The sequence below is a fragment of the Xanthomonas euvesicatoria genome, from assembly GCF_013112235.1.
GTDB classification, from domain to species: Bacteria; Pseudomonadota; Gammaproteobacteria; order Xanthomonadales; family Xanthomonadaceae; genus Xanthomonas; species Xanthomonas euvesicatoria.
In genome coordinates, this window is sequence record NZ_JABFFS010000001.1 from 4225776 (window position 1) to 4247524 (window position 21749).

Here is a 21749-nt window from a genome sequence, read left to right on the forward strand (position 1 = left end):
AAATCCCGATTCCCGATTCCCCGCATCTCAGGCCTGCGTTCCGCCGACCGTGATGCCGTCGATCAGCAGCGACGGCTGGCCGACGCCGACCGGCACGCTCTGCCCGTCCTTGCCGCACACGCCCACGCCTTCGTCCAGCGCCAGGTCGTTGCCGATCATGCGCACCTTCTGCATGGTTTCCGGGCCGTTGCCGATCAGGGTGGCGCCCTTGACCGGTGCGGTGACCTTGCCGTCTTCGATCAGGTAGGCCTCGGTGGCCGAAAATACGTATTTGCCGCTGGTGATGTCGACCTGGCCGCCACCGAAGTTCACCGCGTAGATGCCCTTCTTGACCGAGCGGATCATCTCTTCCGGATCGTGCTGGCCGGCGCGCATGTAGGTGTTGGTCATGCGCGGCATGGTCAGGTGCGCGAACGATTCGCGGCGGCCGTTGCCGGTGGGCGCCACGCCCATCAGGCGCGCGTTGTGGCTGTCCTGCATGTAGCCCACCAGCACGCCGTCTTCGATCAGCGTGGTGCACTGGCTGGGCGTGCCTTCGTCGTCGATATTGAGCGAGCCGCGGCGCCCGTCCAGGGTGCCGTCATCGACGATGGTCACGCCCGGCGAGGCCACGCGCTCGCCGATGCGGCCGGCGTAGACGCTGGTGCCCTTGCGGTTGAAGTCGCCTTCCAGGCCGTGCCCCACCGCCTCGTGCAACAGCACGCCGGGCCAGCCCGGGCCGAGCACCACCGGCATCACCCCGGCCGGCGCCGGGATCGCGTCCAGATTCACCAGCGCCTGGCGCAGCGCTTCGCGCGCAAACCCTTCCGGGCGGCCGTCGGCGAACAGTTCGGCATAGCCATAGCGGCCGCCGCCGCCGGAATAACCGGATTCGCGCCGGCCGCCCTGTTCGACGATCACCTGCACGTTCAAGCGCACCAGCGGCCGCACGTCTGCTGCCAGCACGCCGTCGCTGCGGGCGATCAGCACCGTGTCCACGCCGCCGGACAGGCTCACCATCACCTGCTTGACGCGCGGGTCGGCAGCGCGCAGGAACTGGTCGATCCGGCGCAGCAGGTCCACCTTGGTGGCGCTGTCCATGTCGTCGATGGGATCGGTGGCCGGGTACAGCGCACGGCCATTGCCGCGTACCAGCGCGCGGGTGGATTGCGCCCCGCCCTCGCGCGAGATCGCGCGCGCGGACTGTGCCGCTTCCAGCAGCGCATCGCGGTGGATGTCGTCGGAATAGGCGAAGCCGGTTTTTTCGCCGGCGATTGCGCGCACGCCCACGCCTTGTTCGATGGAATGCGCGCCGTCCTTGACGATGCCGTCTTCCACGCTCCAGCTCTCGCGCCGCGAATGCTGGAAATACAGATCGCCGAAGTCGATGCCCGGGCCCAGCAGGGCGCCGAAGGTGCGGTCGAGATGGCCGGCGTCCAGGCCGGAAGGAAGCAGCAGCCGGGTTTCGGCCAGAGTGAGAGCGTTATCGGTCATGTGGTCAGGATGGGGCCCGCGCGCCGGGGAGACAAGTCGTTCGGCTGAACATGCGCACGGCTATCATCGCTGGCCAGTTCTTCACCGATCGCCCGCGCATGAAGCTCATCGCCTACGTCCTGGATGGCCATACGCTGGACATCCGCCCTGCCCCGCACGAGCGCGCGTGGATGGATGCCACCGACCAGCGCTACGCCTACCGCTGCCTGCCGCTGGCGATCGCCAATGCGCATGGCTGGGAGCTGCTGTGCCAGTCCGGTTTCGAGGCCAGTTGGGACGGCAGCGACGCACTGGCGGCGATTAGCATCAGCGCCGATGCCAACACGCAGGCACCGGCGATCAGCCACTTCGGCTATGGCGTGCTGACCTTCCACGTACCGTGCCTGTTCCGCACCGACACCGGCATCGACCTGTTCGTCACCGGTCCATTGAACCGGCCCAAGGACGGCATCGGCGCGCTGAGCGGCATGGTGGAAACCGACTGGAGCCCGCACACCTTCACCATGAACTGGCGCTTCACCCGGCCCGGGCGGGTGCGCTTCGAGGCGGGCGAACCGTTCTGTCATCTGTTCCCGCTGCAGCGGCAGTTGATCGAGCAGGTGCAGCCGCAGTGGAAGCCGCTTTCCAAAGCGCCGCAGCTGGCGCAGCAACACGCCGACTGGACATCCAGCCGCACGCGCTTCCTGGACGAACTGCCCGATGCGCAATCGGCGGCGGCACGCGAAAAATGGCAGCGTGGCTATTTTCTTGGTGTGGCCGCACCCGGGCAGCCGCCGGTGCCGGGGCACCGGTCGCGGCTGCGCCTGCCGATGTTTACCCGTGCCGGCAGCGAGGACGCGCCCGCGGAGTGAGGCCGACGGAGTCCGTCAGCGCTGCGTCGGATCTGGCTTGCCGGACCTGCCGGAGGGGGCGGCCGGTTTGCTCGGCGCCCGCTCGCGCGCCTCGCGCTCCACCACGTCCACCTGCGGGTCTTTCCATGGCCCGGTGACGTGATAGGTCTTGGCACCGATCGCACCCAGCGGTTTGCCGAGCACCGCGTTGGCCGCTGCGCCGACGGCGGCACCCACCGGGCCGCCGGCCACTGCGCCGACCACGGTTAGCAGGTTGCCGGCCTTGGGGTTCACGTCCACGGTCTGGTCGAAGGTCTGCGCGCGCAGGTCGGTCTGGCCTCGGATCGCGATGTCGGCAGCCGGGCCTTCGATGCGGATGGCATCGGTCCGCGCGAAGCCCTCGCCGAAGCGCACCTCGCCGGCCAGCTTGTTGAAGGCCAGCCCCTTGGAGAAGAAATCGCGGAAGTCGAACATCAACCGGCGTGGCAGCTGCGCCACGCTCAGCAGACCGAGCACGCGGCCGGCGCCCGGGTCCACTTCCAGCAATTGGCCATTGCGCACATCGACCTTGAGGTTGCCGTCCAGCGAGCCGAGCGCGAAACCGGTTGGTGAGCCCTGCCAGCCGGCATTGAGCTCCAGTTGCCCTTCGCCGCCGCGCAATTGGCCGCCCAGGGTGAGGTTCTGCAGCAGATTGCCCAGGTTGCGGCTGTCCACGCGCGCCGACAACCGCGTGCTGGCTGCCTCGCCCTTGCCGCGCCAGGCCCCGGTGAGGCCGATGTTCTGATCGTCCGAGCGCAGTTGCAGCTGATCCACCTGCATGCCATCGGTGAGCCGGCTGCTGCGCAAGGTGGCCGCGCCGAAGGTCATCTTGCCGATCTGCAGGTCGTCGATATCCAGCGCCAGTGGCGGAATCGACACCGGGTCGAATTCGGCCACGGCACGACGCGCGGGCTCCGGCAACGCGCCTGCCAACGGATCGCCGGGCTCGGGCGCGGCCGGCTCGGCAGGCGCCTCCACCGGCTGCCAGTGCACGGTCTTCAACGTGCCCTGCACCGTTGCGCCGTCGGCATTGGGCACGGTGAGCTGGCCGGCCAGCGAGGGGCCGTCCAGCGTCACCGCCACTGTGTCGCGGGTGGGGCGCAGCCGCAGACGCGTCTGCGGGAACACCCCACCGATCATCAGCAACCGGTCTGCCTGCACATCCACCTGCTGCAACGGCATCGGGTCTTTGGCGGGCACGGCCGGCTGGCCGGGCAACGGTGGCATGTCGGCGTCGCCGCTGCTGCCGCGCGCCAGGCTGATCCAGTCGATCGCATCCAGCGAGGCGGCGCGGCCGGTGACCACCAGCCCGTTGGCGGGTGGCCGTTCGGTGACGGTATCGGTGCCCATCACCACACGCACGCCGGTCTGCGCGCCATGGCTGCTGGCCTTGAGCGCCACCAGCTTGCCGAACCCCACATCGATGTCGCCATCGCCGAGCGGCAGCGCGACCCTGACCCGGGTGTCCAATGGCTCGCTGGCTGCCTTGTCCAACGGCGCGGGCAGATCCAGCGTGGTGCCGACCAGATTGGAGCGCAGCGTCAGCACCGCGTTCGCATCGGTCTGCCCCGGCGGCGGCAGTGGCACATCCACGCCCACCTGCCATGGCGCACTGCCATGCACGTACGGGCGCAGCCATTCCATCTGGGGTGCACGGTCGAACAGTTCCAAGGCATCTAGGGTGGCGCCCAGACGTGCTTCGAAAGCTTGCCTGGGGTCCTGCACCAACCCGCCGGCGCGCAACGACAATTCGCCGCTGCGGCCTTCGTGCTGCACGCTCAGCCGCTCGGCGGCAAAGCCGGTGTCGCGATACTCGGCCTGCCCGCTGACCTGGTCGAAGGCCAGGTCCCAACGCGCGTCGGCCAGCTTGGCGCCCTGCAGGGCCACCGTGCCCTGCAGATGGCCACCGGCACCATGCGTCCGCAAGGGGCGCAGCAGGTCGAAGGTCACGGCGGCCGGCCCGGACACGGTGAGATTGCGCAAGGTGTCGCCATAGCGTCGCTCCAGCGGACTCTTGCGCAACATGCCGAGCAGTTGCGCCGCATCGGCCTGCGTGGATGCGCGCACGTACAGTTCGGAGGTGGCAAAGCTGGGAATACCCGCTTCCAGCTGCGCGACCGGGGTACCGGCCAGATCACCCTGCCCTTGCAGCGAGAAGCCGTTGCCGATGAAGCTCAGGTTGGCCTGGACCTGCTCCATCGCCGGCCAGTCCGGCTGGAAGCGGATCACGCCATCGCGGATCTGCCCGAACGCTTCGAAGCGCCCGTCGTTGTTGTCGAACGGCCAATCGTCCAGATCGCCGCTGACCAGGCCAGTGCCGCCGGTGACGGTGCCGCCGGCCACGGCCATGTCGAGCCAGTCGATGGCGGCCTCGCTCATCTTGGAGCGGATCCAGAACTTGCGCGCCACCGGCAGCGCCACATCGTCCAGTTGGGCCGCCAGCTGCATGCGCGGGCGGCTGCCATCGCCCTGGAACCACAGCCCGCCACGCACGTTGGCGCCGTAATCCTTGCCCTGCACGCGCAACGCCGGAGTGGCGACCTGCCAGCCCGCGCCTTCGCGCCAACCGACGATCTTGCCGGCCAGCTGGATCTCGTGCACCACGCCGAAGCCGGTCGGCCAATCGAAACGCAGCGTGGCGTCGGGCGCGGGATCCAGCTCGACGCCCTGCGCATCGCCATCGAAGGTGCCGCGCAGGCCACTGATGCCAGGCGCATTGCCCACCGGCAGAAACCCCAACGCTTCGATCTGGCCCCGCGCGCGCAGGTCGCCGCCTCGCTCGCCGGCGACCTGCAGGTCGGCCACGCGCAGCTGCGGTTTGGACAGGCTCAGCCAACGCCGCAAGGCGGGCGACAACTGCTCGCTCAAGGCGGCAGCTGCAATCAGGCCCGAGACATCCACATGCTTGCCCACCACCGCATAGCGGCGCCCGCCGGCAATGCTCAGCCCGTCCAGGTGCTGCAGTTGCGCTGCCGGGCCCAGGCGCAGCAGCGGCGCGTCCACGCGCCAGCCGCCATCGATGGTCTGCCAGCGCGCACGCGCCTGCAGCCGTTCCCAGGTGAGCGTGCGCCGCGCGGTCTCGTCCGGCAGCGCGGCCCCGGACAGGCGGAGCTGCTGCAGGTCGACATCCACGCTCACTGCAGCGATCCGGCGTGCGCGCAATTGCGCCCAGGCCTGCAAGCGCCCACCACCGCCCTCCACGCGCATGCCGCCGAACTGCAGCAACGACGCCCATGCGGACAGGTCGGCCGGATCGGCTTGCACATAAGCGCTGCCGTCGCCGCTGTCGCGATCGAATTCCAGCACCGCCGTCAGCGGCGCGCGCGTGAGATCGATCCAGCTACGGCTGCCCACCTTCACCGTCGAGCCGCTGACGCGCAGGCGCAGGTCGATGCGCGGCAGCGTGGTGTCCAGGCCGATCGAGGGCGCGGCCACGTGCAGTCGGGCTTCGGCCAGCTGGATCTCGCCCAGCCGGCGCAGCGCATCCAACGGATCGGAGTTTCCGCCGCTGGGCATGCCCTGGACCGACCACACACCGTCGTCGCTGCGCTGCAAGGTCAGCGCCAGGCCGCGCAGGCGTATTTCGGTCAGCGAATGGCCCGGCAGCAACCCGGCGTACATCGCCAACAGCACCTCGGCCTGGCCGACGCGCACCTCGCCGTGCGGACCGATACGCAGCCCATCCAGCCGCAGCAGTGGACCGCGCCGGGTCCATTCGGTCTGCAGCCGGTCGAACGCAATCGGCTGACCGGCACGCTGGCTCAGCCACTGCGCAATCTGCTGCGGATGTTCCTCGGCCAACGGCAGCGCCTGGCTGGCCGCGCCCACCAACAACGCGACCGCCACCAGCGCAAGCGCGCAGGCAGTGATCGCATAGCGGCGAAACAGACGGAGACGGCGGCGCAGCGGGGTGGGCATTAACGGCTGGGAATGGGGAATGGGGAATGGGGAATCGTAAGGGCACCGGACCCGGCTTACGAACGGTCAGCCGTCTGATTGCGCATCCAGACTGAAGAGATAACCGAAGCGCCGTAGAGCGGCTGTTGCTCCACACCCATTCCCCAATCCCGATTCCCCATTCCCGGACTCACAGCAGCACCACATCGAACTGCTCCTGCAGGTACTGGTCGTCGGACTGAAAGCGGATGCTCTTGCCGAGGAACTCTTCCAGTTCGGCCACGGCGGCGGACTCTTCCTCGGTGATGCGGGCGACCACTTTCGACGAGGCGATCACCAACAGGCGCGCGGCATCGAACTGGCGCACGGCGCGGGTGATCTCGCGGAAAATTTCGTAGGTCACCGTTTCGGCGGTCTTGATGGTGCCGCGCCCGCCGCACTGGCTGCAGGTTTCCGAGAGCTGGCGCTCCAGGCTTTCGACGGTGCGCTTGCGGGTCATCTCCACCAGGCCCAACGGCGAGAACTCATACACCGTGGTCTTGGCATGATCGCGCGCCAGCGCTTTTTCCAGGGTGCGCAGCACCTGCCGGCGGTGCTCCGCATCGTCCATGTCGATGAAGTCGATGATGATGATGCCGCCCAGGTTGCGCAGGCGCAGTTGCCGCGCCACCGCCTGCGCGGCTTCCAGGTTGGTGCGGAAGACGGTTTCTTCGAGGTTGCGCTGACCGACGAACGAGCCGGTATTGACGTCGATGGTGGTCATCGCCTCGGTCTGGTCGATCACCAGATAGCCGCCGGATTTGAGCGGCACCTGCTTGTTCAGCGCGCGCCCGATCTCGTCTTCAACCCCGTACAGGTCGAAGATCGGGCGGTCGCCGGTGTACAGCTCCAGCCGCTCGGCCAGCACCGGCATGTACTTGGCCACGAACGCCTGCAGCTGCACGAAGGTCTCGTTGGAATCGACCTTGACCTTTTCCACGTCGCGGCGGATCAGGTCGCGCACCGCGCGCAGCGGCAGGCTCAGGTCTTCGTAGATGATGCTGCACGGCGGCGCTTCGCGGCCGCGGCGCTCGACCACGTTCCAGACCCGCGACAGGTAGGCGATGTCCTCGGCCAGCGCCTCGGCCGGCTGGCCTTCGGCATTGGTGCGGATGATGTAGCCGAAGCCGCCATGCTGGGCCGAGACCTCGCTGACGATGGTCTTCAGGCGCAGCCGCTCGGCCTCGTCTTCAATGCGCGCCGACACCCCAACCACCTTGGACTGCGGCAGCAGCACCAGATAGCGCGAAGGGATGCTGATCTGCGTGGTCAACCGCGCACCCTTGGTGCCGATCGGATCCTTGACCACCTGCACCACGATCTCCTGGCCGTCGCGCAGCAGCTCCACGATCGGCACCGAGGCCGGCGGCGGCGGCGGGATCGGGGTTTCTTCGGTATCGACCACGCTGGCTGGTGCCGGTGCCAGACGGACCACGTCGTTGGCGTGCAGGAACGCGGCACGCTCCAGCCCCACTTCGACGAAGGCAGCCTGCATGCCCGGCATCACCCGCTGCACCTTGCCCTTGTAGATATTGCCCACCACGCCCCGGCGCCAGCCGCGCTCGATGTGCAGTTCCTGCAGCATGCCGTTCTCGATCACCGCCACACGGGTCTCGCGCGGGGTGACGTTGACCAAAATCTCTTCCGACATCAATGCGCTCCGAAGGCTGTGAGCAACTGCGAGGTGTGGTACAGCGGCAATCCCATCACGCCGGAATAGCTTCCGGACAGATGGCGGATGAAGCGTTCGGCGCGGCCCTGGATCGCGTAGGCGCCAGCCTTGCCCATCGGCTCGCCGCAGGCGGCGTAGGCGGCGATCTGCGCATCATCGAGCGTGTCGAAGGTGACCTCCGACACCACCAATGCCTGGGCCGGCGCGCGCTGTGCGCAGACTAGAACCACCGCCGTGAGCACCTGGTGGGTGCGCCCGGACAACGCGCGCAGCATGGCAACGGCATCGTCCACATCGACCGGTTTGCCGAACACCCGCTCGCCCAGCACCACCTCGGTATCGGAGCCCAGCACGATGGCGTCGGGGTCGGCGGCCTGTACCAGCGCCAGCCCGGCATGCGCCTTTTCCAACGCAACGCGCTGCACGTACTGGTCGGGCGATTCGTCGGCTGCGCGCAGCTCGGGCACATCCAGTTGCAGCGTCTGGAACGGCACATCCAGGCGTTGCAGGAGTTCTTGTCGGCGCGGCGAACGGGAAGCGAGATAGAGCATCCGTCCAGCATACCTGTTGCCCGCACTCGCCCGCTTGCCTGGTGAACGCACACACCGTTGCCGACGGCGCTGTCGTGCTCGACTCACAACATATTCATCGAGCTGCCAACACGCTCGCCACACAGACAAGGAGATCTCATGCGTACCCATCTCAAGCCGTTGTTGCTGGCCCTGTCCATCGCTGCCGGAACCGCCATGACTGCCCACGCCCAACCCGCGTCCAGCTACACCATTCCCAGCGACGGCACCCTGCTCAATGTCTCGGCCGAGGCCGAAGCCAAGCGTGTGCCGGACATCGCCACGCTGTCTGCCGGGGTGGTCACCCAGGCCGCCGACGGCAACGCCGCCATGCGCCAGAACGCCGAACAGATGAGCAAGGTCATGGCCGCGGTTAAAGCTGCCGGCATCGCCGACAAAGACGTACAGACCAGCGGCATCAATCTGAGCCCGCAGTACACCTACAAGGAAAACGAAGCGCCCAAGATCAACGGCTACCAAGCCAGCAACACGGTCAGCCTCAAGGTGCGCGACATCACCCGCCTGGGCAAGGTGCTCGACGCCCTGGTCGCGCAAGGCGCCAACGACATCAACGGCCCCAGCTTTTCGATCGACCAACCCGAGCCGGTCTACGACGAAGCCCGCGTTGCCGCACTGAAGAAGGCCCAGGCGCGCGCCGAAACTTACGCCAAGTCGCTGGGGCTGAAGGTGCGCCGCATCGTCAGCATTTCCGAAGGCCGCAGCGGCGGCGCAGTCCGCCCGATGATGATGGCCGCCTCGATGCGCTCGGCAAAGGCCGAGATGGACACCCCGGTCGCCCCCGGCGAGAGCACCTTGTCGATCAACCTGGATGTGACGTTCGAGCTGGGGCGTTGACCTGACCGCAACCGCGTTCGGTTTGCTTTGCAGACTGCCCTCCTCGAGGGCAGTTTTTTTTATGGCCAAGCCAAAATTTTTGTTGCCTCCTCTTGCGATGGCAACGCCCCGTTTCCGGCACGAGTCAGGCGCGCCAAATGTGTGCGGATCGATGCGATCGGGGCGAATCGACCAGCCGACCTCCAGCGCTTCGAAATCGCTTGTGCCCGCGCAGAGGTCGCGGTAAACCTACGCCACCGGATGGTGATGTGCGTCCGGCTCGCGCTGGTCCTTTCCGCAGTTCCGTTCTGGAGGTGGATGATGGTTCGCACGCAATCGCAGGTTTCTTCCCGTCCCCTTGGCATCGACCCCTCGCGCGTTCTGGCGATGAGCACGGCCGTGGCATTGCACCTGCTGGCCGGCGGGTTGTTGCTGATTCCGCTCTCGCACCGGGCCATTCCGCAGCAGACCGCGCCAAAAGAGCGTTGGCTCATGCCGGTCAGCATCCCGACGCCGCCACCGCCGCTGGTATTTCCAGTCGAAGTAAAGTTCACGCCGAAAACGCATTCACCGACCAAGACGCTGCCGGTGCCGGTACAGACCCCGGTGGTCAGTGAACCCTCCGTTGTCGACAGCGCACCGGCTGCCGTTGCCGCAACCGTCTCCGACGCTGTTGCAGACAGCGCTCCGACAACCACCGCACCCAGCGGCCCAGTCGAAGCAGGGCAATTGCAGTATCTGAGTTCGCCCGCGCCGAGCTATCCGGCGGCTGCACTGCGTGCAGGGCAGCAAGGCACGGTGGTACTGCGCGTACTGGTTGGCACCGATGGGCGTCCGGCCGAGGTGAGCGTGCAGACCAGCAGTGGTCATCGCGTGCTCGACCTGGCCGCGCGTAGCCAGGTGCTGCGCAGCTGGCGCTTCCAGCCGGCGATGCAGAACGGCCAGGCCGTGCAGGCCTATGGTCTGGTGCCGGTGAGCTTCTCGCTGAACTAAGTGGCGACTGGATGCGGCGGCCTGCAACCGCAGCCGCCGCATCGATATGGCTCTGCACACCAGTTCCGTTAGCCGCTCTTATGCGCGGTGATACGGATGGTTGGCCAGCATCGCCGCGGCACGATACAGCTGCTCGGCGACGATCAGGCGCACCAGCATGTGCGGCAGGGTGAGCGGGCCGATCGACCAGCTTTCGCTGGCGCTCTTGAGCACCTCCGCCGCGTGGCCTTCCGGCCCGCCGATGAGAAACGCCAGGTCGCGGCCCTGTCCGCGCCAATGCTCCATGCGCTGGGCGAGCTGTTCGGAACTGAGCGGGCGCCCGGGGACATCAAGCGCCACCACGTAGGCATTTTTTGGCAGCGCCGCGAGCACGCGACGGCCTTCGTCGTCGGTCGCGCGCTGCGCATCGCGGCCCTTGCCGCGCAGGCCGGGCTCGATCTCGACCAGCTCCAGCGGCATCCAGTGCGAAAGACGTTTTTGATATTCGGCAAAACCTTGCGCCACCCAGCTTGGTGCGCGCTCGCCGGTAGCGATGAGTCGGCATTTCATGGCCACATGATATCCGCGTCACAGCCCGGGCAGCCCGCGGCGATTTGTCACCGCGTGTCATGGTGTGGTTACAGCTGGCAATTAGTGTCGCTCGACCACCCAGCCACGCAGGAGTCGTTCGATGCCGATTTTCGATCCCGCCCGCCGCCAGGTTCTCAAGGGCAGTGCTGCCGTCATGGCCGCCGGCGCCCTTGGCAGCTTGAGCGCGCTGCAGTCGCGCCAGGCCCAGGCCGCCACTTCGCCTTCCACGCAGCTTGCACCGGTCCCGAGCCGGTACGGCCCGCTCGCCCCGGTCGCCGACCAGAGCACCGGTTTGCCGCTGCTGCAGCTGCCACAGGGTTTCAGCTATCGCTCGTTCGGCTGGAGCGGCGACCGCATGGACGACGGCCAGCCCTGCCCCGACCGCCACGACGGCATGGCCGTGGTCGGCCTGCGCCGACCCGACTGGCGCCCCGGCAGCGACCCGCTACGCGGTCTGGAATATGTGCTGATCCGCAACCACGAACGCGGCGCAGGCAACCCGTTCCGCGCACCGGCGATGTACGACACCGGCATCGTCAGCGGCACCCAGCAGGCCGGCGGCGGAACCACCACGCTCAGTTACGGCCGGCGCGGCTGGGGCAGCCTGGAGCCGAGCCTGGGCGGCACACTGGTCAACTGCGCCGGTGGCACCACGCCGTGGGGCACCTGGCTGAGCTGCGAAGAGATCAAGACCAATGCGGTCTCCAGCACCGGCCGCAAGCATGGCTATGTGTTCGAGGTGGACCCGGACAGCCACCGCACCACCGGCCGCCCGCTGGTGGGCCTGGGCCGTTTCAGCCATGAAGCGGTGGCGATCGATCCGCGCACCGGCATCGTCTATCTCACCGAAGACGACCGCAACAAGGCCGGCCTGTACCGCTTCATCCCCAACGACCGCCGCGGCCGCAATGGCTCGCTGGAAAACGGCGGGCGATTGCAAGCCGCGCGCGTGCGCGGGCGCCGCAATGCCGATCTCACCGTGGCCAGCATCGGCCAGCAATTCCAGCTGGAATGGGTGGATATCTCCGAGCCCGACCTGGACAGCATCGCTGCGCCGGCCGGCTTTGCCGATATTGGCGCCAACGACACCCTGAGCGGCCCGTTCGCGCAGGCCTGGGCCGATGGCGCGCTGCGCATGAGCCGCGGCGAAGGCATCTGGTACAGCTACGGCAAGATGTTCATCGTCGACACCAGCACCGGCGTGGATGCGCAGGGGCGCCGTGGTTACGGCAACGGTGCGGTGTGGGTGCTGGACCTGTTTACCCAACGCCTGAGCGCGCTGTTCGTCAGCGGCAATCAGCTGGCTGCGCACAACCCGGATAACGTGACGGTGAGTGCGCGCGGCGGCGTGGTGTTGTGCGAAGACGGCGGCGAAAGCCCGGACCAATACGGCCCCGGCGCGCGTCTACTCGGGCTGACGCGCAACGGCGCCTCGTTCTATCTGGCCAAGAACAACGTGCAGCTGACCTCGCAGCAGATTGCCGATGCCGGCAAGACGATCGCCGAAGGCGACTACCGCGACACCGAGTTCTGCGGCGCGTGCTGGGACCCGTTGGCGCGCACCTTGTTCGTCAACATCCAGACGCCGGGCATTACCCTGGCCATCACCGGGCCGTGGGAACGCGGACCGCTCTAAGCGCGTGGCGCTGCGCACCTGCGGTATGCATGTCCCGAACAGCGCGTGGCCAAGGAATGCACGACGCCGACCGATTGCGCAGCGAACGCCCCACACAACAACGGCGCCCAAGGGCGCCGTTGTTGTCTCTGCGCGCCTGCGGCGCACCTGCGCAGACTCAGCGCAGTTCGTCGGACTCGTCTTCGTCGGACGGACGTTGATCGCCCACGGTCCACAGACGCTCCAGTGCATAGAACTCGCGCACGCGCGGCAGCATCACATGCACCACCACATCGCCCAGGTCGACCAGGACCCATTCGGCTTCGCGCTCGCCTTCCACGCCCAGCGGCATCACGTCCAGACGCTTGGCGAATTTGACCACTTCGTCGGCGATCGATTTGACGTGGCGGGTCGAGGTGCCGGAGACCACCACCATGTAGTCGCAGACGCTGGACTTGCCGCGCACATCGATCTCGACCACGTCCTTGGCCTTGAGCTCTTCGACAGCCTCGCGCACGGTAGCCAACAGGGCCGGCACGGACGGCGGCGGGTTCGGAAGGGAGGTCTTGATGACTTGGGCTTGGCTGGTCAAAGCGGCAACTCGATGGAATTGGCGTGAATTATAGGCCGGTCCGGCAGCACGCGTGTTCAGGTAGCCGGGCGGACGCTGCGGTACAGGCCTTCACGCTGGATCATTGCGGCCACCGGGGGCGGCACCAGACGCTGCCATTGCGCGCCGGTGGCGATGCGTGACCGCACCGCACTGGCCGATTCGCCGCGCAGTGGCTGATGCAGCAGATACAGGCGGCCGGCCGGCGCACTGACCAGCTCGTCCGCGCGTGCGACCCAGCGGCCCTGCACCATCGCGGCCAGCTGCGGTGCGTCGGCCAACGCCAAGGGTGTGCCCGGACGGGCGGCAACCACGAAATGCGCCAGCCCGAACAACGCCTCCCACCGATGCCAATGGTGCAGCCCCACGAAGGCATCGGCACCGAGCAACCAGGCGATCGGCGCCGCAGGGCCAAGTTCGGCACGCAGCTCGCGCAAGGTATCGACCGTATAGGACGGCGCATCGCACTGCGCGGCGCGCTGCAGTTCGCGGGTATCCAGTTGCAGGCCTGGAGAGTTGGCCAGCGCCAGTTGCAGCATCTGCGCACGCTGCGCAGCGGTGGCACCGGGTGCAGGGCGATGCGGCGGGTCGGCCGCCGGCACCAGTTGCACGCACGCGCCCAGTTCGTCGCGCGCCGCGCAGGCGATGGCCAGATGGCCCAGGTGGATCGGGTCGAAGGTACCGCCGTAGTAAAGATGGAGCTGGGAATCGGGGTTCGGGATTCGGGAATCGGAAGAGCCGGGGTCTGCAACGTGGTCGGGATGGGAGTGTTGCTGTTCCTGCGATCCGGAGGAGCTGCTTGCAGGGCTGGCCTGCGCAAGCTGGTCGGAATGGGCCCGCTGCCGGTCACCCTGCCCTTCCCGGCTCCCCGGTCCCGGGTCCCGGGTCCCGGCGTCCCTGGCCTTCACGCCAACAATCTCACCGCGCGGGCTTCGGCCACGGCCACCAGCAGGCGTTCCAGACCAACCCAGGCATCGCCGTCGGCGCGGCCCTTGGCCATGCGATCGACCAGCCCGGCTTCGGCGACGAAGCGTTCCCAGCGGTGCGGTTCGGGGTGACGCTGCAGCGCGCGCTTGAAGGGCGCCTGGCGCGATTCCCACAGCCCTTGCGCCTTCATTTCGGCAGCCAGGTTGCCGCCGTTGGCCTGCACCTTCGCCAGTGACGCGGTGCGCAGCAGTTCCTTGATCAGGATCGGCATCAGCGCGGCGACCGCCTCGCCTTCGCCGCGCAGGCCGGCAAGCATGCGGATCACCGCGGCCGGCTGCCCGGACAACGTGGTTTCGGCCAGCCGGAACACGTCGTAGCGTGCGGCATCGGCCACCAGCGATTCCATCGCCTCCAGATCCAGCGTCTTGCCGTCGGCCAACAGGGCGAGCTTGTCGATTTCCTGCGCGGCGGCGAGCAGGTTGCCTTCCACCCGCTCGCTTAGGCGCTGCACGGCAGCGGCATCGGCGCGCAGGCCGTGCGCGCGCAGGCGGCGCTCGATCCAGTCGGACAGTTCGTGCGGTTTGATCGCCCAGGCCACCGCGATGGTGCCGATGCGACCGACCGCCTCCGCCCACTTGCCGTGATGCGCCTTGCTCCAGTCGTTGGCGGTGATCAGCAGCACCACGTCCGGCGGCGGGTTGGCGCAGAAGCGGGTGATGACCTCGGCCCCGTCCTTGCCGGGCTTGCCGCTGGGCAGGCGCACTTCGACCAGGCGGCGCGGACTGAACAGGCTGGGCGCATTGAAGCTGGCGTCAAGCTGGTTCCAGTCGAACTCGCGGCCATCGGCATCGAAAACTTCGCGTTCGCCGATGCCTTCGGCGCGCGCGCGTGCGCGCACCGCATCGGCGGCCTCAAGCACACGCAAAGTCTCGGGGCCGGCGATCAGATACACCGGCTGCAAGGGCTGGCTGGACTGGCCGGCCAGCTGCTCTGGGCGAAGTTCCATCACCGAAAACGCGGGGCGCGGCTCAGTTGCCCGACGTGGGCGCGGGCGGCAACGAGGCCGGCACGCTGGATTCGGGTGTCGTGGTCGGCTGCGCTGGCGCCGTCGGGGCCGGCGGCAATGGCGCGGTCGGCGTGCTCTCCAGACCTTCGCCGCGCTGCAGGCGTGCCCGCACCACGCTGTCGATACGACGCAGGATCGAGGCCGACATGTCCTTGCGCAGTTCGTCGGCAAGGATTTCGCGCTCGGTTGCCGTACCGGTGGCATCCACCGGTGGCGACACGTAGTCGCGCGAGAGCTCGATCACCTGCTGCGGCACCAGCACCGAGCCATTGGCGGTGGTGACGGTGAAAATGGCCGCGTAGCGCAGGCTGTATTCCTGTGCACGGCCCTGGCTGTCGATGGCGATCGGCAGATCGCCCCAACGCTCGGACAACACCTGCAACTGCGCAAAGCCGGTCTTGGCATCCTCGTCGGCCAGCGTGGCGCCGGAGGCCTTGAGACCCCGCCGCAACAGCTTGGCCAGCTCGCTGTACTGCACGGCGGACTGCACCTTCACCGCTGGTGTGTCGGGCGGCAACGCCAGCGAATTGCGCAAATGGAAGCCGCAGGCGGTGAGGCTCGAGACGAGCACGAGGGACGCAGCGAAGGCAGTAGGAAATCGAATCATGGGCACAGTCTGGATGAGCGCCCCGGCGGCGGCAACAGGCGGCTAGCCTGCCCGAGACCGCGTGAACGGGGCTTGAGAGGGCGCCGCGAAACACTGCGGCGCCCCAGGAATGAAAAAACGCGTCGCCACGCGCCAGTGAAACGCATCGTCGGCAACCACTGCCAAAACTCTACCCACGCGTCGTGCGCGCCAGTGAAATGCGGTGTCGAAAACGAAAGCAGTGCCCACGTAAGCCACGCCACGCGCCGCCGCGGTGATTTGCCTGAAAACCCAGCAGCACGTCGTCACGCACCGATGGAATGGTCGCCCAAGACACCTGGCGCTTCTCGCCGATCGGCCTCGCCTTTTCGTGTTACCGCGCCCCCATGCCATGCATCGCTAGATCCGTCGCAGCAGCACATCCGCACATCGCACGCCGGTGCAGTGTGCGGCAGCTGCAACGTTATCCACGCGCCTGACCGCGCTGGACGCCCCCGCCACCGTGCAAGCGCGTTGCCACGCCGATCCGGCGCACTGCCCGGACCGGCGAGGGCAACCCGCCGGACCAGCACGGCTTAGCCGGCGACGATGTTCACGATCTTGCCCGGCACGATGATGATCTTGCGCACGCTCAGGCCTTCGAGGAACTTGGCGGCGTTCGGCTCGGCCTGCGCCAGCGCTTCGATCTGTTCGCGGGTCGCATCGGCAGCGACGTCGATCGTGCCGCGCAACTTGCCGTTGATCTGCACTGCCAGTGTCAACGCATCGCGCACCAGCGCGCTGGCATCGGCCTGCGGGAACGCCACGTTTTCCAGCAGTGTCTCGCCCCGGCCCAGGACCTGCCACAACGCGTGGCTGGCGTGCGGGGTGATCGGATTGAGCAGCAGCACCATCGCCTCCAGCGCTTCCTGGCGCACCGCGCGGCCCTGTTCGCTGGCGTCGTCGAACTTGGCCAACGCGTTGGACAATTCCATCACTGCCGCAATCGCGGTGTTGAAGCTGTGGCGGCGACCGTAGTCGTCGCTGACCTTGCCGATGGTTTCGTGGGTCTTGCGGCGCACGGCCTTCTGTTCGGCGCTCAGTGCGGCGACATCCAGCGCGACGGCAGCACCCTCGCCCACATGCTTGTGCACCTGCACCCACAACCGGCGCATGAAGCGCGCCATGCCGTCGACGCCGGCCTCGTTCCACTCCAGCGATTGCTCGGGCGGCGCGGCGAACATCGAGAACAGCCGCACGGTGTCGGCGCCGTACTTGGCCACCATCGACTGCGGGTCCACGCCGTTGTTCTTGGACTTGGACATCTTCTCGGTGCCGCCGATGTGCACCGGCTGGCCGTCGGCGATCAGCACCGCACCGGTGACGCGGCCACGCTCGTCGCGCTGGATTTCCACGTCGGCCGGGTTGATCCAGTCCTTGCCGCCGTTGTCGGCATCGCGATAGAAGGTCTCGGCGATGACCATGCCCTGGGTGAGCAGGTTGGTCACCGGCTCATCGCTGTCCACCAGCCGCGCGTCGCGCATGAGCTTGTGATAGAAGCGGAAGTACATCAGGTGCAGGATCGCGTGCTCGATGCCGCCCACGTACAGGTCGGCCGGCATCCAGTAATTGGCGCGGCGGTCGACCATGTCGCGTGCGTTGGGGCTGGTATAGCGCGCCACGTACCAGCTCGATTCCATGAAGGTGTCGAAGGTGTCGGTCTCGCGCTCGGCCGGGCCGCCGCAGTCCGGGCAGGTGGTCTGGCGCCAGCTCGGGTCGGTCTTGATCGGCGAACCGGTGCCGGAAAATTCCACGTTCTCCGGCAGCACCACCGGCAGTTGATCTTCCGGCACCGGCACCGCGCCGCACTTGGCGCAATAGATCACCGGAATCGGGCAGCCCCAATAACGCTGACGGCTCACGCCCCAGTCACGCAGGCGGTAATTGACCCGACGCTGGCCCTGGCCCTTGCGCTCGAAGCGCTCGGCCAGTGCTTCGAAGGCACCGCCGAAATCCAGTCCATCGAACTCGGCCGAATTGATCAGCTCCAGCTCGCGGCTCTTGTCGGTGTACCAATCGCGCCAGTGGGTGGCGTCCCAGGTCTGCTCTTCTTCGTTGCGCGGCTCGCGCAGCTTGACCACCTGCACGATCGGCAGGCCGTACTTGTTGGCGAACTCGAAATCGCGCTGGTCGTGGCCCGGAACGGCCATCACCGCGCCGGTGCCGTAGCCCATCAGCACGAAGTTGGCCACCCACACCGGCACCTGCTCGCCGCTGATCGGGTGGACCGCGGTCAGGCCAGTGGCCATGCCGCGTTTTTCCTGGGTTTCCAGCTCGGCTTCGGAGACGCCGCCATGCTTGAGCGTTTCCAGCAGCGCGGCCAGTTCCGGGTTGGACTTGGCGGCATGCAACGCCAGCGGATGCTCGGCGGCGATCGACACGAAGGTCACGCCCATCAGCGTGTCCGGGCGGGTGGTGAACACGCGCAGCGGGTCCAGCGGTGCGCCGTCGATGTCGCGCACGTCGAACTGGATTTCCAGCCCTTCCGAGCGGCCGATCCAGTTGCGCTGCATGGTCTTGACCGAATCCGGCCAACCATCCAGTTGATCCAGGCCGTCCAGCAGTTCCTGGGCGTAATCGGTGATGCGCAGGAACCACTGCGGGATCTCGCGCTTTTCCACCAGCGCGCCGGAGCGCCAGCCGCGGCCGTCGATGACCTGCTCGTTGGCCAGCACGGTCTGGTCGATCGGGTCCCAGTTCACCACCGCGTTGCGGCGGTAGGCCAGGCCCTTGCGCATCAAGCGGGTGAACATGCGCTGCTCGTGCACGTAATAGTCCGGCGTGCAGGTGGCGAACTCGCGCGACCAGTCGATGGCGTAGCCCAGCGATTTCAGCTGCGCGCGCATGTGCTCGATGTTGGCGTAGGTCCACTTGGCCGGCGCGGTCTTATTCTTGATGGCGGCATTTTCGGCCGGCAACCCGAACGCATCCCAGCCCATCGGCTGCAGCACGTTATGGCCGGTCATGCGCTTGTAGCGGCTGACCACGTCGGAGATGGTGTAGTTGCGCACATGGCCCATGTGCAGCGCCCCGGACGGGTACGGCAGCATCGACAGGCAATAGAACTTGGGTTTCTCCGAGTTCTCGTCGACCTGGAAGGCGCGGGTGGCATCCCAGAACTGCTGGGCGGAGGTTTCGACCTGCTGCGGGTCGTAGACGTTCGGTTCGACGGTGGACATTGGGAGCGGATGCTCGGGCGGTGCAAAGCGGTACAGGGTACCGCAGTGCAGCAGGTGGACCAAACCGTTACCGCAGCGCGGCCGGCTTCGGCGGCCAGATCCAGCCCGCCACCGCCAGCCAGCCGACCCAGGCCAGGAACGCCAGCCGTTGCGCAATGGCCTGGCGCACCAGGCCCGGCGGGCCGAACGCCAGCACTGCCACCAGCAATCCGGCCGCCAGGCTCAACCAGGCCAGCCTGCGGGTCGTGGCATCGTTGAGCAGCGCGGCGGCAATCAACAACATGCCGGGCACGAACGCCACGGCCCACAACAACCAGGCGGTGGCATGGGCCTGGCTGGCACGGCCATCCAGATCGGTGGGATCCAGCGGCAGCATGCCCATGCCCAGGAAGGCCAGGCCGGCCAGCACGATCAACTGTCCGCCCACGCGCAGACTCCAGCTGGCCTTGGGCGGCATGCGCGCCAGCAGGCTGACCCCGGTGGCCATGCCCAGCGCGCCCACCAGCACGAAGGCGACCAGATTGAAGCCCAGCGCATGCGGCACGCCCTGCGCGCCCAACAGCGCCACCGGATGGCTGGCCTGCAGATAGCCCGGCAGCGTGACGCCGAAACCGGCCAGCGCCAGTACGAAAACCGTTGCCGCGATCAGGCCCATGTAGCGCTGCGCGCGCTCGGTGGTTGCCATTGGCTTGCTCCAACACGGGGCGCGACGCGCCGCCAGAACGCGGCATTGTCGTGCCGGTCGGGCGCGGCGTGAACCCCTGACGCTGCCACGGCCATGCGGAAGGCGCCCGAACCGGGCACGTGAGCGCCTCATTGCGGCTGGGCTTGTGTCAGCCGCGTTTGCCACCATTACCTCCCATTGTTGCCGCACTTAACTTCTGGAAGCCCATGTCCGACAAGCCGCATGTATTCGATGCCACCACCGACACCTTCGAGACCGAGGTCCTGCAGAAATCGTTGACGACACCGGTCCTGGTGGACTTCTGGGCCACCTGGTGCGGCCCCTGCAAGTCGCTGACGCCGATCCTGGAAAAGCTGGCCGGCGAGTACAACGGTGCGTTCGAGCTGGGCAAGGTCGACGTGGACAAGGAACAGCAGATCGCTGCGGCGTTCCAGATCCGCTCGGTGCCGACGGTCTTCCTGGTCAAGGGTGGGGAGATCGTCGACGGCTTCCCCGGCGCGATGCCGGAAGGCCAGGTGCGCGAATTCCTGACCCAGCACGGCGTGCTGCCGGCCGAGCCGCAGGTGGCAGAAGACGTGCCGCTGGCGCCGCTCGACCCGCAGGCGCAGGCCGCGGCGCTGCGTGAAGCGGTCGCCGCCGAACCGGACAAGGACGAACTCAAGCTGGACCTGGCGCTGGCGCTGCTCAAGACCGGCGACACCGCCGAGGCCGAGCAGTTGATCGATGCCCTGCCCGCCAACCTGGCCACCGACGACCGCGCGGTGCGCGCCAAGGCGCGGCTGAGCTTTGCCAACGTTCTCAAGGACGCCCCGGACGCCGGCACCCTGCAGGCCGCCGTGGATGCCAACAGCGCCGACCTGCGCGCACGGCACCTGCTCGGCGTGCGCCATCTGCTCGACGGCAACGACGAAGCGGCGCTGGAGCAGTTCCTGGAAATGCTGCGGCAGGACCGCAGCTTCGACGACAACCTGCCGCGCCGTAGCCTGATCGATGCCTTCCGCGTGATCGAGGACGAAGATCTGGTCGGCCGCTATCGTCGCAAGATGTCGGCGCTGGTGTTTTAAGCCCCAGCGTTGACGTGCGACACCTGTGCTGAGTTGAGGCGGTCACCCGATCGCCCTGCTCACCGCAGGATGCGCGCCGGGCCTGTGCCCGGCGTGTTGCGTTCGGGGGCCTGCATGGCTTTTTGACCCGGGCCAACGACCATGACGACACCAGCTCGCGGTCGGCAGCAACGGACGGACGCCGCGCCGACCACGCGCAGCCGGCCTACTCCATACGCATGCGAATGTTATGCTGCGCACTTTCCCTTGCCAAGGAAACAGGCCCGCATGCGCGCATCGCTGTTCAAGTTAGGCGTCAATCTGTGGCCGCCATTTTTGTTTGCCGGCATCCACGTCACCGTGCTCTCGGCCGACTACCGTTTTGCGCGGGTGGAGCTGCGCCAGCGCCCATGGAATCGCAACTATGTCGGCACCCATTTCGGCGGCAGCCTGTTTGCGATGACCGACCCGTTCTGGATGCTGCTGACCATGCACAACCTGGGCCGCGAATATTACGTCTGGGACAAGGCCGGCAGCATCGAATTCGTCAAGCCCGGGCGCGGCACGGTAACGGCGGATTTCGTCATCGACGACAGCGTGCTGGCGCAATTGCGCCAGGCCACTGCAAACGGCGAGAAACATCTGCGCTGGTTCGAGAACACGGTCTACAACCGCGACGGCGAAGTGGTCGCACATGTCCGCAAGCAGCTCTACGTCAAACGCAAACCCGCACGCTGAGGATGACGGCAGTGACGCTGCCACGCCAGCCGATACGGCGATGCATGTTTCGCTCGACTCGCCGCCCACGCAACGGATGATGGCAGAGCGAAACAGCTGCACGCCCTCCTGACCAGGCGCTAATGCCGCAGCAGCAAACGCGCAGGCGCTTTGCCGTAGGCGCAACGCGAGTGTCGCCACCGCAACCGCAAGCGTGCCGCCCGTTGCTGCAGTTGTCGCGCAACGCGCATCTGTTTTGTATCAGGCCATGGGCGCATTGACTTGGAACCCGTTGCTCACTGACAAGCCTGCGTTCTGGCATGCAGGTAACGCCGGGCTGACGCAAGCGCCACGGCCGCAGCCCTG

17 protein-coding genes are annotated in these 21749 nt (G+C 67.4%); 6 read left to right on the forward strand and 11 right to left on the reverse strand.

Going from position 1 to position 21749, the window contains the following annotated elements; translation table 11 throughout:
* Positions 1 to 27: 27 nt before the first annotated feature.
* The gene (gene tldD / locus HLH45_RS18165; protein ID WP_011347993.1) at positions 28 to 1473 is read right to left on the reverse strand and encodes a metalloprotease TldD; all 1446 of its coding nucleotides are present in this window, start codon (positions 1471 to 1473) and stop codon (positions 28 to 30) included.
* Between the two features lie 98 nt (positions 1474 to 1571).
* Between tldD and HLH45_RS18170 the strand changes: the two genes are divergently transcribed.
* Positions 1572 to 2324, forward strand: a complete 753-nt coding sequence (locus tag HLH45_RS18170) for a DUF6065 family protein (RefSeq protein WP_033478709.1) — start codon at positions 1572 to 1574, stop codon at positions 2322 to 2324.
* 15 nt (positions 2325 to 2339) lie between these two features.
* Here the strand turns inward: HLH45_RS18170 and HLH45_RS18175 are convergent, their stop codons facing one another.
* The 3 genes from HLH45_RS18175 to HLH45_RS18185 all read right to left on the reverse strand — a co-directional run bounded on the left by HLH45_RS18175 (position 2340) and on the right by HLH45_RS18185 (position 8501).
* On the reverse strand, positions 2340 to 6260 hold the full coding sequence (locus HLH45_RS18175) for a YhdP family protein (RefSeq protein ID WP_033478702.1): 3921 nt from the start codon (positions 6258 to 6260) through the stop codon (positions 2340 to 2342).
* Positions 6261 to 6429: 169 nt separating this feature from the next.
* The gene (gene rng, locus HLH45_RS18180) at positions 6430 to 7929 is read right to left on the reverse strand and encodes a ribonuclease G (protein ID WP_031423396.1); all 1500 of its coding nucleotides are present in this window, start codon (positions 7927 to 7929) and stop codon (positions 6430 to 6432) included.
* Positions 7929 to 8501: a Maf-like protein gene (locus HLH45_RS18185; RefSeq protein ID WP_011347998.1), complete on the reverse strand. Its 573-nt coding sequence runs from the start codon at positions 8499 to 8501 to the stop codon at positions 7929 to 7931. Before HLH45_RS18185 ends, rng begins: the two co-directional genes overlap by 1 nt.
* Before the next feature lie 138 nt (positions 8502 to 8639).
* Here HLH45_RS18185 and HLH45_RS18190 point away from each other — a divergent pair, with 138 nt between their 5' ends.
* Both HLH45_RS18190 and HLH45_RS18195 read left to right on the forward strand, forming a co-directional pair.
* Positions 8640 to 9374 carry an SIMPL domain-containing protein gene (locus HLH45_RS18190; RefSeq protein ID WP_008573166.1) on the forward strand — a complete coding sequence of 245 codons (735 nt, stop codon included), beginning with the start codon at positions 8640 to 8642 and terminating at the stop codon, positions 9372 to 9374.
* A gap of 297 nt (positions 9375 to 9671) precedes the next feature.
* Positions 9672 to 10346, forward strand: coding sequence for an energy transducer TonB (locus HLH45_RS18195; protein WP_033478703.1), 675 nt, complete (start codon positions 9672 to 9674; stop codon positions 10344 to 10346).
* Between the two features lie 78 nt (positions 10347 to 10424).
* Here HLH45_RS18195 and rlmH read toward each other — a convergent pair whose 3' ends face one another.
* Complete coding sequence (gene rlmH / locus HLH45_RS18200) at positions 10425 to 10895, reverse strand: 23S rRNA (pseudouridine(1915)-N(3))-methyltransferase RlmH (RefSeq protein WP_003486825.1); 471 nt, start codon at positions 10893 to 10895, stop codon at positions 10425 to 10427.
* Between the two features lie 121 nt (positions 10896 to 11016).
* Here rlmH and HLH45_RS18205 point away from each other — a divergent pair, with 121 nt between their 5' ends.
* Positions 11017 to 12552 (forward strand): alkaline phosphatase PhoX, encoded by a 1536-nt coding sequence (locus HLH45_RS18205; RefSeq protein ID WP_008573168.1) that lies wholly within the window; start codon positions 11017 to 11019, stop codon positions 12550 to 12552.
* A 157-nt stretch (positions 12553 to 12709) separates the two neighbouring features.
* Here HLH45_RS18205 and rsfS read toward each other — a convergent pair whose 3' ends face one another.
* From rsfS to HLH45_RS18235, 6 genes are all read right to left on the reverse strand, one after another.
* Complete coding sequence (gene rsfS, locus HLH45_RS18210) at positions 12710 to 13123, reverse strand: ribosome silencing factor (protein WP_005912943.1); 414 nt, start codon at positions 13121 to 13123, stop codon at positions 12710 to 12712.
* A 56-nt stretch (positions 13124 to 13179) separates the two neighbouring features.
* On the reverse strand, positions 13180 to 14049 hold the full coding sequence (gene nadD, locus HLH45_RS18215; RefSeq protein ID WP_008573169.1) for a nicotinate-nucleotide adenylyltransferase: 870 nt from the start codon (positions 14047 to 14049) through the stop codon (positions 13180 to 13182).
* Positions 14046 to 15074 carry a DNA polymerase III subunit delta gene (holA, locus tag HLH45_RS18220; RefSeq protein WP_014090574.1) on the reverse strand — a complete coding sequence of 343 codons (1029 nt, stop codon included), beginning with the start codon at positions 15072 to 15074 and terminating at the stop codon, positions 14046 to 14048. Before holA ends, nadD begins: the two co-directional genes overlap by 4 nt.
* 22 nt (positions 15075 to 15096) lie before the next feature.
* Positions 15097 to 15741 carry an LPS-assembly lipoprotein LptE gene (locus HLH45_RS18225; protein ID WP_008573172.1) on the reverse strand — a complete coding sequence of 215 codons (645 nt, stop codon included), beginning with the start codon at positions 15739 to 15741 and terminating at the stop codon, positions 15097 to 15099.
* Between the two features lie 554 nt (positions 15742 to 16295).
* Positions 16296 to 18938, reverse strand: a complete 2643-nt coding sequence (gene leuS, locus HLH45_RS18230; protein WP_033478705.1) for a leucine--tRNA ligase — start codon at positions 18936 to 18938, stop codon at positions 16296 to 16298.
* Positions 18939 to 19005: 67 nt separating this feature from the next.
* Complete coding sequence (locus HLH45_RS18235; RefSeq protein WP_008573173.1) at positions 19006 to 19623, reverse strand: DUF998 domain-containing protein; 618 nt, start codon at positions 19621 to 19623, stop codon at positions 19006 to 19008.
* 206 nt (positions 19624 to 19829) lie between these two features.
* On the opposite strand from HLH45_RS18235, the gene trxA reads away from it, so the two are divergent.
* Together trxA and HLH45_RS18245 are read left to right on the forward strand one after the other, a co-directional pair.
* Positions 19830 to 20687, forward strand: a complete 858-nt coding sequence (gene trxA / locus HLH45_RS18240; protein ID WP_029819793.1) for a thioredoxin — start codon at positions 19830 to 19832, stop codon at positions 20685 to 20687.
* Positions 20688 to 20954: 267 nt separating this feature from the next.
* A complete protein-coding gene (locus HLH45_RS18245; protein ID WP_008573175.1) occupies positions 20955 to 21404 on the forward strand; it encodes a DUF4442 domain-containing protein in 450 nt (149 codons plus the stop codon).
* Positions 21405 to 21749 lie beyond the last annotated feature (345 nt).